General features: G+C 64.1%; 15 protein-coding genes and 1 tRNA gene. 9 read left to right on the top strand and 7 right to left on the bottom strand.

What is annotated here, in order from left to right:
* Positions 1–71 precede the first annotated feature (71 nt).
* The 6 genes from QJT82_RS23570 to aroA all read right to left on the bottom strand — a co-directional run bounded on the left by QJT82_RS23570 (position 72) and on the right by aroA (position 6,543).
* Positions 72–458, bottom strand: a complete 387-nt coding sequence (locus QJT82_RS23570; RefSeq protein ID WP_028341704.1) for a LapA family protein — start codon at positions 456–458, stop codon at positions 72–74.
* Positions 459–542: 84 nt separating this feature from the next.
* Complete coding sequence (locus tag QJT82_RS23565) at positions 543–872, bottom strand: integration host factor subunit beta (RefSeq protein ID WP_016847379.1); 330 nt, start codon at positions 870–872, stop codon at positions 543–545.
* Between the two features lie 174 nt (positions 873–1,046).
* On the bottom strand, positions 1,047–2,024 hold the full coding sequence (gene sppA, locus QJT82_RS23560) for a signal peptide peptidase SppA (RefSeq protein ID WP_028341705.1): 978 nt from the start codon (positions 2,022–2,024) through the stop codon (positions 1,047–1,049).
* 468 nt (positions 2,025–2,492) lie between these two features.
* On the bottom strand, positions 2,493–4,202 hold the full coding sequence (rpsA, locus tag QJT82_RS23555; protein WP_018269280.1) for a 30S ribosomal protein S1: 1,710 nt from the start codon (positions 4,200–4,202) through the stop codon (positions 2,493–2,495).
* Between the two features lie 377 nt (positions 4,203–4,579).
* Positions 4,580–5,209, bottom strand: coding sequence for a (d)CMP kinase (gene cmk, locus QJT82_RS23550; protein ID WP_028341706.1), 630 nt, complete (start codon positions 5,207–5,209; stop codon positions 4,580–4,582).
* Positions 5,206–6,543 (bottom strand): 3-phosphoshikimate 1-carboxyvinyltransferase, encoded by a 1,338-nt coding sequence (gene aroA / locus QJT82_RS23545; protein ID WP_028341707.1) that lies wholly within the window; start codon positions 6,541–6,543, stop codon positions 5,206–5,208. Before aroA ends, cmk begins: the two co-directional genes overlap by 4 nt.
* Positions 6,544–6,688: 145 nt before the next feature.
* On the opposite strand from aroA, the gene QJT82_RS23540 reads away from it, so the two are divergent.
* From QJT82_RS23540 to QJT82_RS23530, 3 genes are all read left to right on the top strand, one after another.
* A complete protein-coding gene (locus tag QJT82_RS23540; protein ID WP_028341708.1) occupies positions 6,689–7,096 on the top strand; it encodes a TIGR02300 family protein in 408 nt (135 codons plus the stop codon).
* Between the two features lie 95 nt (positions 7,097–7,191).
* A tRNA-Ala gene (locus QJT82_RS23535) sits at positions 7,192–7,267 on the top strand.
* Between the two features lie 158 nt (positions 7,268–7,425).
* Positions 7,426–7,662 carry a GIY-YIG nuclease family protein gene (locus QJT82_RS23530; protein WP_028341709.1) on the top strand — a complete coding sequence of 79 codons (237 nt, stop codon included), beginning with the start codon at positions 7,426–7,428 and terminating at the stop codon, positions 7,660–7,662.
* Between the two features lie 10 nt (positions 7,663–7,672).
* Here the strand turns inward: QJT82_RS23530 and QJT82_RS23525 are convergent, their stop codons facing one another.
* Complete coding sequence (locus tag QJT82_RS23525; protein ID WP_028341710.1) at positions 7,673–8,134, bottom strand: MarR family transcriptional regulator; 462 nt, start codon at positions 8,132–8,134, stop codon at positions 7,673–7,675.
* 169 nt (positions 8,135–8,303) lie between these two features.
* Here QJT82_RS23525 and QJT82_RS23520 point away from each other — a divergent pair, with 169 nt between their 5' ends.
* The 6 genes from QJT82_RS23520 (at position 8,304) to QJT82_RS23495 (ending at position 14,903) form a co-directional block, all read left to right on the top strand.
* Entirely contained in the window at positions 8,304–8,729 is a 426-nt protein-coding gene (locus QJT82_RS23520) for an organic hydroperoxide resistance protein (protein ID WP_028341711.1), read from the top strand.
* A gap of 189 nt (positions 8,730–8,918) precedes the next feature.
* On the top strand, positions 8,919–10,124 hold the full coding sequence (locus tag QJT82_RS23515) for a CaiB/BaiF CoA-transferase family protein (protein WP_028341712.1): 1,206 nt from the start codon (positions 8,919–8,921) through the stop codon (positions 10,122–10,124).
* A gap of 483 nt (positions 10,125–10,607) precedes the next feature.
* Complete coding sequence (gene ugpB, locus QJT82_RS23510; protein ID WP_028341713.1) at positions 10,608–11,924, top strand: sn-glycerol-3-phosphate ABC transporter substrate-binding protein UgpB; 1,317 nt, start codon at positions 10,608–10,610, stop codon at positions 11,922–11,924.
* A 163-nt stretch (positions 11,925–12,087) separates the two neighbouring features.
* The gene (gene ugpA / locus QJT82_RS23505) at positions 12,088–12,969 is read left to right on the top strand and encodes a sn-glycerol-3-phosphate ABC transporter permease UgpA (protein WP_028341714.1); all 882 of its coding nucleotides are present in this window, start codon (positions 12,088–12,090) and stop codon (positions 12,967–12,969) included.
* Positions 12,969–13,817: a sn-glycerol-3-phosphate ABC transporter permease UgpE gene (ugpE, locus tag QJT82_RS23500; protein ID WP_028341715.1), complete on the top strand. Its 849-nt coding sequence runs from the start codon at positions 12,969–12,971 to the stop codon at positions 13,815–13,817. The genes ugpA and ugpE overlap by 1 nt, the downstream gene beginning before the upstream one ends.
* A 3-nt stretch (positions 13,818–13,820) precedes the next feature.
* Positions 13,821–14,903 carry a sn-glycerol-3-phosphate import ATP-binding protein UgpC gene (locus QJT82_RS23495; protein ID WP_028341716.1) on the top strand — a complete coding sequence of 361 codons (1,083 nt, stop codon included), beginning with the start codon at positions 13,821–13,823 and terminating at the stop codon, positions 14,901–14,903.
* Positions 14,904–15,001: the final 98 nt, after the last annotated feature.

Below are 15,001 nucleotides of genomic sequence, written 5' to 3'. Positions count from 1 at the left end.
TCGAAGCGGGTCTCAAAACGGGTTTTCGGGCGGCCGGAACCGGGGTGGATCCCGGTCCGACGGGGCGGGTTCTACAACGTCGCGCCCTGCTTGTCTCGCCCGGCGGCCCCGTAAAAACCTGATAGGGCTGGGGCCGGACGGCGCTGCGCGTCGTCCCGGGAGGCGGCGGCCCTGAGGTCGGCGAGCTCGGCGCGGACATGGCGGGCGTCAGCCTCGTGCTGCCGGGCCGCGCGGCGCCAGCGCCCTTGCTTGAACCAGGTTCCGATGCCGCCCGCGATCACGCCCAGGATCGCGGAGGCGATAATGACGACGAACAGCGGCAGTGTGACCGCAACCGTGGGGGTCACCGAATTGAAGGGATCGAACGACACCGTCACCCAGTGACGGTTGGCGACTGCAAAAATGATGAAGATCAGTCCGAGCGGAATGACGACCACTGCCGTGAAAAACTTTCGCATGACCATCTCTCGCAGCGATGGAGCAAATGCGGGCGCATCGCCCGCAACACGGCAACGCCTGACGTCGCGCCTTAGGCGTCGACCTTAAGCATCAGCCTTGGGCGCATCGACCTTGGCGGCGCCCGCCTCGGTTACGTCGCGGTTGAGGCGCTCGCGCATTTCCTTGCCGGTCTTGAAGAACGGCACGCTCTTCTGGTCGACCGGCACATGCTCGCCGGTGCGTGGATTGCGGCCGGCGCGCGCCGGACGGTGCTTCACCGAGAATGCGCCAAAACCGCGCAGCTCGACACGGTCGCCACGAGCCAGCGCCGCGACGATTTCATCGAGAATCGCATTCACAATGTTCTCGACATCCCGCTGGTAGAGGTGCGGGTTGTGCTCGGCGATACGCTGAACAAGTTCGGATTTGATCATCGAAAGTGGGATCCGGGCTCTTGCGGAAACCCATTTCCGTGAAAATGCCGTGCACTGTCAAGACGCTAAATCGATTTAGAGCGTCGTGAAATCACGTGACAAATAGCCCAATTGGGGCATGCGGCGATTCCCGCAAAGCGGGAATAGCCTGACGAGCACGCCTTTGGCAGCCGATCAGTTGGTTCCAGCCGGGCTCCACAGCGCCAGCATGCCGTCAAGCCCGAACCGGTCGACTGCCTCGGCCACGCCGCCCTGCTCGATCCGCCGCGCGATCGCGCCAAGACCGAACGCATCGAGCGTCACGGACGCCGCGGTGCGCAGGAAGGTCAGGTCGCCGAACCGCGGATTGAGCTTGTAATTGCGCACCGGCAGGTCGCTTTTGACCTTCTTCTCCGCAACCAGCCAGGCGATCGCGGTCTTCTCGTCTCCCAGCTGATCAACCAGCTTGAGATCGACTGCCTGCCGGCCGGTGAAAACGCGACCGTCGGCGACCTTCTCCAGCAGGGCGTCGTCCATGCCGCGCCGTTGCTTCACCAATCCACGGAACCATGCATAGGAGTCCTTGACGAGACCGTCGATCGCGGCGCGGGCCTCCGGGCTGGTCGGCTCGAAGCCGTTGGGTGCCGCCTTGAGCGGGGAAGATTTGATCTCCTCCATTTTCACGCCGACAGTCTTGAGCAATTCCGAAACGTTCGGATACTGGAACAGCACGCCGATCGAGCCGACCAGCGAGGTCTGCTGGGCGACGATATGATCGGAGGCGATCGCCGTGATGTAGCCGCCCGAGGCGGCCAATCCCTCGACCACGACGACAAGCGGCTTCTTCGCCTTCAGCTGCATCAGCGAGTCGTAAAGCTGCTCGGAGCCCGCCGTGGTGCCGCCGGGCGAATTGATGTGCACGACAACAGCCGCATAGCTCGACTTGCCGAGCCGCTCCAGCGCCTCGACGCGATCCTGGTCGCTGCGGATCAGTCCGTCGATATTGACCCGCGCGATGGTGTTCGATGTCGAAAAGGTGCCGCGCCCGCCGGCGGCGACCACGCCCACGCCGACGATGGCCGCGATCGCAATGACCGCGGCGGCGACGCGCCAGAACGTCAGTTTGCGCCTGATGCGGCGGCGATCGACGATCACGTCTGAATCCAGCGACATCCGATCTCTCCAGAAATGGTCAGCGCGCAATCTGCGCGTTTTGCAGTCGCAGCGTCACTATCAGCTTAGCCAAATACATCAATTGCGACGCAATATGAAGAAAACAAGGCCCGGTCTTTGGAGGTACCTGTAGCCCGGATGCACGTGCGCTTCGTCCCGGCTGCGCCCTAACCTCCCCTTGAAAAGGGGAGGTCGCTTTGCTCGCGAGAGCAAAGCGGGTGGGGATCTGCTCTCTCCATGAGCAGCATCGCCTGCGGCTGACCCCCATCCCGACCTTCCCCCTTTCAGGGGGAAGGAGAAGATAAATCCGTAGCCCGGATGGAGCGAAGCGTAATGCGGGAGGCTTCAGCAGCACGGATAGAAAGTCCCGGATTTCGCTTCGCTCCATCCGGGCTACGGATACCTCCAAACAAAAAGGGCCCCGGCTTGCGCCGGGGCCCCGATTGTTCGCTCAAATCGTGCGAACGCTTACTTGTCGGTGCCGCGGTTCTTCAGCGCGGTGCCGAGGATGTCGCCAAGCGTCGCACCCGAGTCGGAGGAGCCGTACTGCGCGATGGCTTCCTTCTCTTCGGCGACTTCGAGCGCCTTGATCGAGACCTGCACCTTGCGGGCCTTCTTGTCGAACTGGATGACGCGGGCATCGACCTTCTCGCCGACGGCGAAGCGCTCGGCGCGCTGGTCGTTGCGGTCGCGGGCCAGCTCGGACCGCTTGATGAAGGTGGTGAACTCGGTGCCCGAAATCCGGACCTCGATGCCGCTCTCCTTCACTTCGAGCACTTCGCAAGTCACGACCGCGCCCTTCTTGACGTCGCCCGGCTCGGCGAAGGGGTCGCCTTCGAGCTGCTTGACGCCGAGCGAGATCCGCTCCTTCTCGACATCGACATCGAGCACCACGGCCTTGACCATGTCGCCCTTCTTGAAGTTGTCGATGACCTGCTCGCCCGGAAGCTTCCAGTCGAGATCGGAGAGGTGGACCATGCCGTCGACATCGCCCTCGAGACCCAGGAACAGACCGAACTCGGTCTTGTTCTTGACCTCGCCCTCGACCACCGAACCGACCGGGAACTTCTCGACGAAGACTTCCCAGGGATTGCGCATGGTCTGCTTGAGGCCGAGCGAGATGCGGCGCTTGACCGAATCCACTTCCAGCACCTGCACTTCGACTTCCTGCGAGGTCGAAACGATCTTGCCGGGGTGCATGTTCTTCTTGGTCCACGACATCTCGGAGACGTGGATCAGGCCTTCGATGCCCGGCTCGAGCTCGACGAACGCGCCGTAGTCGGTGATGTTGGTGACGCGGCCGGTGAAGCGGGCACCCAGCGGGTACTTGGCTTCGATGCCCTGCCACGGATCATCCAGCAGCTGCTTCATGCCGAGCGAGATGCGGTGCGTCTCGTGGTTGATCTTGATGATCTTGACCTTCACGGTCTGGCCGATGGTCAGCACCTCGGTCGGGTGGTTGACGCGGCGCCAGGCGATATCGGTCACGTGCAGCAGGCCGTCGATGCCGCCGAGATCAACGAACGCACCGTAATCGGTGATGTTCTTGACCACGCCGTCGATCACCTGACCCTCTTCGAGGTTCTGCACCAGCTCCTGGCGCTGCTCGGCGCGGGTCTCTTCGAGAACCGTGCGGCGCGACACCACGATGTTGCCGCGGCGGCGGTCCATCTTGAGGATCTGGAACGGCTGCGAGTTGTTCATCAGCGGCGCAACGTCGCGGATCGGACGAATGTCGACCTGCGAGCGCGGCAGGAAGGCCACCGCACCGTCGAGGTCGACCGTGAAGCCGCCCTTGACCTGGTTGAAGATGACGCCGTTGACCTTTTCGTTGTTCTGGAACGCCTTCTCGAGCTTGCCCCAGCTTTCCTCGCGGCGCGCCTTGTCGCGCGACAGCACGGCTTCGCCGAGCGCATTCTCGATACGGTCGAGGAACACCTCGACTTCGTCACCGACCTTCAGATCGCTTTCACGGCCGGGGCCGGCGAATTCGCGCAGCGCAACGCGACCTTCGGTCTTCAGGCCGACGTCGATGACGGCCATGTCCTTCTCAATTGCAACCACCTTGCCCTTGATGACCGAGCTTTCCTGCAAATTGCCGCCGGCAAAGGACTCATCAAGCATCGCCGCGAAGTCGTCGCGGGTGGGAGTATAGGAAGACGCAGAATTCGAAACCATTTGTTCTCCAGATGCGGGATCTCGCCGGCAGTTCGGGTTGATGGGCGCACCGCGCGTGAAGTGTCAGGGTTCCGCAAACCCTGACGACCGCTCATTGCAGGAGGTGCAACAGCGGGCCGGCAGCAAGACTGCACGTTCGGTACGTTTGATAGATCCGGAGCCTGAAACGAAAATATCGACTGCAAGACCTGGGAGCGGGCGTTCCTCCAGATGCGGCGAGGGTTCAAACCCGGCGCCGGCCCGCTCGGACACGGCCTCGACATGGTCGACGGTGCTCCGAACGGCGCTGATATAGCCCCGCAGGCTGCTTTCGGCAAGCAGGAAATGCCCAATTTTGCTGGGTTTTCGGGCCAAAACCGCCCGCCATGCCTGCTGTTCTAGCGCCTGGCGCGCGCTGCCTCGACGATGGCGATGGCGGCGCGGACGCCGGCCTCGATGTCGAGATTGGAATTGTCCAGCGTGTGGGCGTCCGGAGCCGGCCGCAAGGGTGCAATCGCCCGGTTCTTGTCCCGCTCGTCGCGCTTGAGGATGTCGGCGAGCACCGCCTCTTCGTCGGCGTCCTCGCCGCGGGCGCGCGCCTCCAGCGTGCGCCGCCGCGCCCGCACGCGGGGGTCGGCGACCACGAAGATCTTCACGTCGGCATCGGGGCAGATCACAGTGCCGATGTCGCGTCCATCCAGCACCGCACCGGGCGGATCGGCGGCGAACTGGCGCTGAAAGTTCACCAGCACCTCGCGAACCTGCGGAATGGCCGACACCACCGAGGCGGCATCGCCGACCTTCTGGGTCTTCAGGATCGGATTGCCGAACTTTTCGGGGTCGAGCTCGAGCGCCGCGGCCACCGCCAGCACCTCGTTGTTGAGCTCGGCACCGGCTTGCATCATCGCATAGGCCACCGCGCGGTAGATCACGCCGGTGTCGAGATGGCGGTAGCCGTAGTGGTGGGCGAGCCGCTTGCCGAGCGTGCCCTTGCCTGAGGCGGCGGGTCCGTCGATGGCGATGATCATGCGAAATCAGCTCCGAGCGCGCGCATCATCGGGATGAAATCCGGAAAACTGGTGGCGATGAAGCCGGTGTCGTCGATCTTCACCGGCCGATCGGAGGCGCAGCCCATCACCAGCGCCGACATCGCGATGCGGTGATCCATATGGGTGGCAACAAGACCGCCGCCTGGAACATGGCCGCGGCCCTCGACGATCAGATCGTCGCCGGACACCTCGACCTTGACGCCGTTGACCCGCAGCATGTCGGCGGTGGCTTCAAGGCGGTCGGATTCCTTGACGCGCAGCTCCTGCAGGCCGCGCATGATCGTGGTGCCCTCGGCGAAGGCGGCTGCAACCGCCAGCACCAGATATTCGTCGATCATCGACGGCGCGCGCTCCGGCGGCACCTCGACGCCCTTCAGCTTCGAGGCCCGCACCCGCAGCTGCGCCATCGGCTCGCCGGCATCGCCGCGCACATCGCTCTCCTCGATCGAGGCGCCCATCTCGCGCAGCGTGGTGAACAGGCCGGTGCGCAGCGGATTGGTCATCACGTCGGAGAACACGACATCGGAGCCATCGACGATCAGTGCGGCCACGATCGGGAACGACGCGGAGGACGGATCGGCGGGCACCACGACGTTGGCGCCGCGCAGCTCCGGCTCGCCGTTCAGCGAGATTCGCCTGCCGTGGCTGCCTTCCTTCTCGGAGGAGATCTCGGCACCGAAATGCTTCAGCATCAGCTCGGTGTGGTCGCGGCTCGCCTCCTGCTCGATCACTGTGGTGATGCCGGGCGCGGAGAGCCCCGCCAGCAGCACCGCGGACTTGATCTGGGCCGAGGCGACCGGCGTCTTGTAGACGATCGGCACCGGATAGCGGGCGCCGTGCAGGGTGAGCGGCAGCCGGCCGCCCTCCCTTATGTCGCTGGTTCGGGCGCCCATCAGCTCCAGCGGGTCGAGGATGCGGCGCATCGGCCGCGAGCGGAGCGAGGCGTCGCCGTCGAAAATGGCGGCGATCGGGCAGCCGGCCACCGCGCCCATCACCAGCCGGCAGCCGGTGCCGGAATTGCCGAAATCGAGCGGCGCGGCAGGCTGGGCGAAGCCGCCGACGCCGACGCCCGCGACCGACCAGGTAAACGGCGCCGTCCGCTCCACTTTCGCGCCCAGCGCGCGCATGGATTTGGCGGTATTGAGGACGTCCTCGCCCTCCAGAAGGCCGGAAATGCGGGTTTCGCCGACCGAAAGCGCCCCCAGGATCAGCGCACGGTGGGAAATCGATTTGTCGCCGGGAACGCGGACCGTGCCGGCCAGGGGGCCGCACGCGCGCGATTCCAGCGGGGTCGGGGTGTCAGATTGGGCCAAGATTGTGTCCTCTCGCGCCGCGGCAGGTATCACATAGGCAACACCACGTCACGCGCCCGTCACTTGCGCGCAAACCGCTATTGACAGCAGCCTCTCAACTAGCCAAGTGAAGCTCCGTTTTTCAGGAAAATTCTGGGATTACCACGTGGCCAAGTCCGAGCTCGGAACCAAGCGCATTTGCCCGACCACGGGCAAGAAGTTCTACGACCTCAACAAGAATCCGGTGATCTCGCCCTATACCGGCGAAGTCGTGCCGATCGCGCCGGTCGCCCCGCCGCGGGGCCGTGGCGCGACCGTCACTTCGCCCGCGACCGCAGCCGACATGCCGGAGCCCGCCGAGGCCGAAGAGATGGTCTCGCTCGAGGAGGCCGATGCCGAGGAGAACACCGGGAAAGTCAAGGCCCAGGTTCCCGAATCCGAGGACGATATCGAAGTCGATGAGACCATCGACGACGATGACGACGACGATTCGACCTTCATCGCCGACGAGGAAGAGGGCGATGAGGACGTCACCGACATTATTGGTGACGTCGGCGGCGACGAAGAGACTTGAGATCGGCGCCGATCTATGATCAACGGTGCTGCCGCGCGAGTCGTGTAGGCCGCGCGGGCCGGGATTGATCCCCCAGGATCATCCCTACTGGATAAGGGGCCATAGCTCAGCTGGGAGAGCGCTTGCATGGCATGCAAGAGGTCGGCGGTTCGATCCCGCCTGGCTCCACCAGCCTTCGCTCGCTTCGCGAGCTACGGCTCGGCAAGCCCGGAAAATCCATCGTAGCGAAGTGAGCGAAGGCTGCCGCGGCGTAGCCCGAAGGGCGAAGCCGGGCTCTCACCGATATCCGAATGCGTTAGCATCCACCCCATCGACCCGTTGGGGGCTGGATGAAATACGTCTACATTCTCGAAAGCCTGGATGGCCTGCACTTCTATGTCGGGCTCACCGACGATCTGCGAGCGAGGCTGGCTAAGCACAATGCTGGCGAGGTGCCTCATACATCGAAGTATCGACCTTGGCGGCTCAAGACTTACGTCGCCTTCAGCGACGAGAAGCAGGCCGTCGCTTTTGAAAAATATCTGAAGTCGGCCTCCGGCCGCGCCTTCGCCAAGAAGCGCCTCTAACCGCCCGCCCCTACTCCCCCAGCACTGCATTCAGCCGGTCGCGCAGCGCGACGATCTCGTCCTTCATCGCCATCAGTTCGCCGACGGTGCAGTCCGAGGCCGCGAGGATCGACTGCGGCACGGCCTTGGCCTTTTCGCGCAGCGCGTGGCCCTGCGGCGTTAGCGCGATCAGCACCACCCGCTCGTCCGCGGTGCTGCGGGTCCGCTTGATCAACTCGGCCGCCTCGAGCCGCTTCAAGAGCGGCGTCAGCGTGCCGGAATCCAGGAACAGGCGCTCGCCGAGGTCCTTCACCGCCACGTCGTCGCGCTCCCACAGCGCCAGCATCGCGAGATACTGCGGATAGGTCAGCCCGAGCCGGTCGAGCAGCGGCTTGTAGACGCGGTTGAAGGCGTGCGCCGTCGAATAGACCGCAAAGCAGATCTGGTTATCGAGCCGCAGCGCCTGATCCGCCGCCGTCGGTTTCCTGGCCATGATTCCCATCGAATCCATCTCGTTTCCGGGTCATTCTGGGCTCTCGGGACCGCGGATTCAATTGCGAACAATTAAATGTGAGGCCGCATATTTTATATTGTGCACAATCTATTTGCGTGCAATACATGCGTCGTCGAATTCAAGTCCACACCCACCAAGGGAGACCACGATGTCTGTGAACGTGCTCTACAAGACCAGCGCCAAGGCAACCGGCGGCCGCGACGGCCATGCGGCAACGCTCGACGGCGCGCTCGACGTCAAGCTCACGACCCCGAAGGAGCTCGGTGGCGGCGGCGGTGCCGGCAACAATCCGGAGCAGCTGTTCGCGGCCGGCTATGCCGCTTGCTTCATCGGCGCGATGAAGTTCGTGGCCTCGCAGGGTGGCCCCAAGGTTCCCGCCGACGCCTCGGTGACCTCGACGGTCGGCATCGGCCCGCGCTCGGAAGGCGGCTTCGGCCTCGCCGTCGAGCTCGCGGTCTCGCTGCCCGGCCTTTCCCGCGCCGACGCCGAAGCGCTGGTCGAGAAGGCCCACCATGTGTGCCCCTATTCCAACGCGACCCGCGGCAATGTCGACGTCAAGCTGAGCGTCGTCTAATTCCACATCACGCAATGGTCCGCCGCGACACGTGGCGGACCATTGCTCTTTCAGCGGCTGGTTCGCTTGGCGAACGCATGCGCCGCCTGCTGCATGGGCCTGCGCCGACGGAAGCATTGCTGCCCCGGCTGAAGACCGTTAGCTCTGGGACCCTCGTTATCTGATCCCAACTGAGCGAAGGTTGTTTCCATGAATACCCCAGCGGCCACGGGCGCGATGACCGGCCTGCGCGTGATCGATCTGACGCGCGTGCTCGGCGGTCCGTATTGCACCCAGATTCTCGCCGACCACGGCGCCGACGTGATCAAGGTCGAGCCGCCCGCCGGCGACGAGGTGCGCGACTGGGGTCCTCCCTTCCATGACGAGGACGCGGCCTATTTCGTCGGCATCAACCGCAACAAGCGCTCGATCGGCCTCGACCTCGCTTCCGAGGGCGGACGCGCGGTGCTGATGAGGATGCTCGAGACCGCCGACGTGCTGATCGAGAATTTCAAGCCGGGCACGCTCGACAAATGGGGCATCGGCAACGACGTGCTGCGCGCGAAGTTTCCGCGCCTCGTGCATTGCCGGATCTCCGGCTTCGGCGCCGACGGCCCGCGCGGCGGCAATCCCGGCTATGACGCGATCATCCAGGCGATGACCGGCATGATCGCGGCGACCGGCTCGCCGGAGAGCGGCCCGATGCGGATCGGCGTGCCGCTGGTCGACATCACCACCGGGCTCTACGCCGCGATCGGCATCCTGATGGCGCTGTCGGAGCGGCAGCGCTCGGGGCTCGGCCAGTTCATCGAGACGACGCTGTACGAGACCGGGCTCGCGATCATGCATCCGCACACCGCAAACTATTTCATGCATGGCAAGCCGCCGTCGCTAACCGGCAACGAGCATCCCAACCTCGTGCCGTACGCGATCTTCCCGACCAAGACCGACAACATCTTCATCGGCGTCGGCAATGACGGCACCTTCCGCAAGCTCGCCAAGGAGATCGGCAAGCCCGAGCTCGGCACCGATCCACGCTTTGCCCGCAACAAGGACCGCATCGCCAACCGCGATGCGCTCCGCCTCGAGCTGGCCGCGGTGTTCAGCCAGCACGAGGCCGAGCCGCTGTGCAACCGGCTGCTCGCCGCCGGCCTGCCGGCCGGCCCGGTGCAGAAGATCGACCAGGCCCTGACCAACCCGCACACCATTCATCGCGGCGACGTCATCGAGAAGGATTGGTACAAGGGCGTCGCCTCGCCGATCCGCCTCGAACGCACCAAGCCGAACCTGCGCCGCACGCCGCCGAAGTTCAGCCAGCACGCCGCGGAAGTGCTCGGCGAGTTCGGCTACTCCAGGGACGAGATCAACGGCCTGGTTGAAAAGGGCGTGGTCTGCGGCCCCCAGCGCAAGCGCTAAAGGCGTGATGAGACTTACGTCGAATAGCGACCGCGACGGCGGTGCGCTCGCCCCCGTTCTTACGAGGTCGAGACAAGCGAAGCTTGCTCTTAGAGGGTTGGGGTGAGGGGCCGTCTCCGCGGATACGGTGATAGCTGTGATTGCGGAGAGTTCCCCTCACCCGGAACGCATTTAACGATGCGTCATAGCCGAAGCTCTGCTTCGGCGTTCTTGAGAACGGCCGCCGAAGGCGGCCTGCGCCTCTCCCCGCACACGGGGCGAGGTGATGCGCAGTCCGTTGCGCCGAGAAACTATCGGACCCTGCGGTGCAACGTCGCGTTTGGCGCTGCACCGCACGCCGGCTGCGGTCTTCGCCTTTTTTACCGCTTCCCTTCGCTTCGGCTTCCCCCCTACCATGACTTTCGTTTATACGGTCATTTGAACGTCATCCGGCGCTGATAACGCGCGCAACGAAAGATGACGTTCCAATTGGGAGGGGTTTTGATGTTCTTTCGACGACTAGGCGCTGCCGCGGCAGCCGCTGCCGCGCTTGCATTCGCGTCGCCCGCGTTTGCGGTGACCGAGATCCAATGGTGGCACGCGATGACCGGCGCCAACAACGACGTCATCGTCAAGCTGGCCAACGACTTCAACGCCTCGCAATCCGACTACAAAGTGATCCCGACCTACAAGGGCGGCTACGCCGACACCATGAACGCCGGCATCGCCGCGTTCCGCGCCGGCAACGCGCCGCATATCATGCAGGTGTTCGAGGTCGGCACCGCGACGATGATGGCCGCCACCGGCGCCGTCAAACCGGTCTACAAGCTGATGGCCGACGCCGGCGAGAAGTTCGATCCGAGCGTCTATCTGCCCGCGATCACCGGCTACTACTCGACCTCCAAGGGCGAGATGCTGTCGTTCCCCTTCAACTCGTCGTCGACGGTGATGTGGATCAATCTCGATGCGCTGAAGAAGGCCAACATCGCAGAGATTCCGAAGACCTGGCCGCAAGTGTTCGACGACGCCAAGAAGCTGAAGGCGGCCGGCTACGCCACCTGCGGCTTCTCCGGCTCGTGGGTCACCTGGGTCAATCTCGAACAGCTCTCGGCCTGGCACAATGTGCCGCTCGCCAGCAAGGCCAACGGCCTCGACGGCTTCGACACCGTGCTCGAGTTCAACGGCCCGCTGCAGGTCAAGCATCTTGAGAACCTGGTCGAGCTGCAGAAGGACAAGACCTACGACTATGCCGGCCGCACCAACACCGGCGAAGGCCGCTTCACCTCGGGCGAATGCCCGATCTACCTGACCTCGTCGGCCTTCTTCGGCAACGTCAAGGCGCAGGCCAAGTTCAACTTCACCGCCGCGCCGATGCCGTATTATCCCGACGCCAAGGGCGCGCCGCAGAACTCGATCATCGGCGGCGCCTCGCTCTGGGTGATGGGCGGCAAGTCGGCCGAGGAATACAAGGGCGTGGCCAAGTTCCTGACCTTCCTCTCGGACACCGACCGCCAAATCTGGATCCACAAGGCCTCGGGCTATCTGCCGATCACCAAGGCAGCCTACGCCAAGGCCAAGGAAGAGGGCTTCTACAAGGACCAGCCCTATCTCGAGACCCCGCTGCTCGAGCTCACCAACAAGGAGCCGACCGCGAATTCCCGCGGCCTGCGCCTCGGCAACATGGTGCAGCTGCGCGACATGTGGTCGGAGGAGATCGAGCAGGCGCTGGCCGGCAAGAAGACCGCCAAGCAAGCGCTGGACGCCGCCGTCGAACGCGGCAACCAGATGCTGCGGCAGTTTGAAAAGACCGCCGTCCGCTGACATGATGCCTTCGAGCATGATCGGGAAAAGCGCGAAGCGGCTTTCCGAAAAGATCATGCCCAGACGACAAGCTAAAGCGCGATGACGATCCAACCTCATCTCATCGCGCTTTAGGGCCATCAACCGGCAGGCCGCATCCGCGGCCTGCCCTTCCTCCGAGCCCATGCAAAAGCAAGCGATTTTCCAGTCAAAGCTGTTGCCTTACGCGCTGGTTGCCCCGCAGCTCGCGATCGTCCTGATCTTTTTCTACTGGCCGGCCGTGCAGGCGGTGATCCAATCCTTTCTGCTGCAGGACGCTTTCGGTCTCTCCACCAGCTTCGTCTGGTTCGAGAACTATCTCGATCTGTTCAAGGAGCCGGCCTATTTCTCGGCGATCGTCCGAACCTTCGTGTTCTCGTTCGCGATCGCGGTCTCCTCGCTGTCCTTCGCGCTGCTGCTCGCGGTCATGGCCGACAGGCCGCTACGCGGCTCGACGCTGTATCGCACGCTGCTGATCTGGCCCTATGCGGTGGCCCCGCCGGTGGTCGGCGTGCTCTGGGTGTTCATGCTGCACCCCTCGCTCGGCGTGCTGTCGCGCTATCTGCGCGGCATGGGCATCGACTGGAATCCGCTGCTCGACGGCAACCAGGCGGCAGCCCTGATCATCCTCGCCGCGGCCTGGAAGCAGATCTCCTACAATTTCCTGTTCTTCCTCGCCGGGCTGCAGAGCATCCCGAAAAGCGTGATCGAGGCCGCCGCGATCGACGGCGCCCGTCCGATGCGGCGGTTCTGGACCGTGATCTTCCCGCTGCTGTCGCCGACCATCTTCTTCCTCTTGGTCATCAACATCGTCTACGCCTTCTTCGACACTTTCGGCATCATCGACACCATGACCCGCGGCGGTCCCGGCAAGGCGACCGAGACGCTGGTCTACAAGGTCTATACGGACGGTCTGCTCGGCGGCAATCTCGGCTCGTCGGCGGCGCAGTCGGTCATCCTGATGGTCATCGTCGTCATGCTGACGGCGATCCAGTTCCGCTTCGTCGAACGCAAGGTGACCTACTGATGGTCGAGGAGGAGGGCTTCCAGCGCTATCTGGCTCACGCCATCCTGTGGATCGGGATCGCGATCGTCGCCTTCCCGGTCTATCTCGCGCTGGTCGCCTCGACCCAGGACAACGCCGTCATCGCCAACGGCCAGATGTCGCTGCTGCCCGGCGGCCATTTCCTCGAGACCTACTACCAGACGCTGTTTGTCGGCACGAGCGGCTCGACCCGCGAGCCGGTGCTCAACATGATGCTGAACTCGCTGATCATGGCGCTGCTGATCGCGGTCGGCAAAATCGCGATCTCGATCATCTCGGCCTATGCGATCGTGTATTTCCGCTTTCCGTTCCGGATGGCGATCTTCTGGATCATCTTCATCACCTTGATGCTGCCGGTCGAGGTGCGCATCTATCCGACCTACAAGATCGTCGCCGATCTGCATCTGCTCGACAGCTATGCCGGCCTCTCGCTGCCGCTGATTGCGTCAGCCACCGCGACGCTGCTGTTCCGCCAGTTCTTCATGACAGTGCCGGATGAATTGCTGGAGGCTTCGCGGATCGATGGCGCGGGCCCGTTCCGCTTCTTCTGGGATACGCTGTTGCCGCTGTCGCGCACCAACATGGCCGCGCTGTTCGTGATCCTCTTCATCCTCGGCTGGAATCAGTATCTTTGGCCGCTTCTGATCACGACGCGCGACGACATGCAGACCATCCAGGTCGGAATCCGCAAGATGATCACGACGACCGATGCGCTGACCGAATGGCCGATCGTGATGGCGACCGCGCTGCTCGCGATGCTGCCGCCGGTGTTCGTCGTCGTCGTGATGCAGAAACTGTTCGTGCGCGGATTGGTGGAGACGGAAAAATAATCCATGGCTAACGTCACGCTGCGCAGCGTCCGCAAGACCTATCCCGGCGGCTTCGAGGCCATCAAGGGCGTCGATGTCGATGTCGGCGACGGCCAGTTCTGCGTGCTGGTCGGCCCATCCGGCTGCGGCAAGTCCACGCTGCTGCGCATGGTCGCGGGGCTCGAGACCATCACCGGCGGCGAGATCGACATCGGCGGCCGCGTCGTCAACCAGGTCGAGCCCGCCGATCGCGACATCGCGATGGTGTTCCAGAACTACGCGCTCTATCCGCATATGAGCGTCTACAACAACATGGCCTACGGCCTGCGCAACCGCGGCATGGCCGAGGCCGAGATCAAGACCCGCGTCGAGGAAGCCGCGCGCGTCCTCGAGCTCTCGCCGATGCTGGAGCGCAAGCCGCGCCAGCTTTCCGGCGGCCAGCGCCAACGCGTCGCGATGGGCCGCGCCATCGTGCGCCAGCCGAAAGTGTTCCTGTTCGACGAACCGCTGTCGAACCTCGACGCCAAGTTGCGCATCGCGATGCGGGTCGAGATCCGCAAACTGCAGCGCCGGCTCAACACCACGTCGATCTACGTCACCCACGACCAGCTCGAGGCGATGACGCTCGCCGACATTCTCGTCGTCATGAACGGCGGCCAGGTCGAGCAGGTCGGTAATCCGCTGGACATCTACCAGAAGCCGGCGACCACCTTCGTCGCCTCCTTCATCGGCGCCCCGCCGATGAACCTGATGCCGCTGCGCGCGGACGAGCTGAAGTCCCAGATCACGGGCGCCGACGGCGCGGGCATTGTCGGGATCCGGCCGGAGGATTTCGTGATCTCGAGCGAGACCGGATCCGGCGGCGTCGCGCTTGGCCTCACCGTCGAGGCGATCGAGCATGTCGGCGCCGAGACCTTCGTCTATGGCAGCCGCCAGCGCGAGGAGCAGGGCGTTGCCGCCAATCCGGGCGAGCTGCCGCCGGGCGAGGTGATCGTCCGGGTTCCCGGCGTCTCGGGTCCCGCCATCGGCGAGCGGATCCGGGCCGTCGCCCCCCGCGACAAGCTGCATCTTTTTACCGCCGACGGCCGCAAGCGCGTCGGGGAGTAACCGATCGGGAAGAATTTACCCCCATGTTGCGGGCGTTTAGGCTGGTTTCGGGGCTGCTTGAACGCTATCCAGATCGCCCCCATATCCCTCACTGACCG

The organism is Bradyrhizobium sp. Mp19 (assembly GCF_029952935.1).
Lineage (GTDB): Bacteria > Pseudomonadota > Alphaproteobacteria > Rhizobiales > Xanthobacteraceae > Bradyrhizobium > Bradyrhizobium elkanii.
The sequence above is the reverse complement of the archived record's forward strand: the minus strand, read 5'-3'. Positions and strand labels throughout refer to the sequence as shown.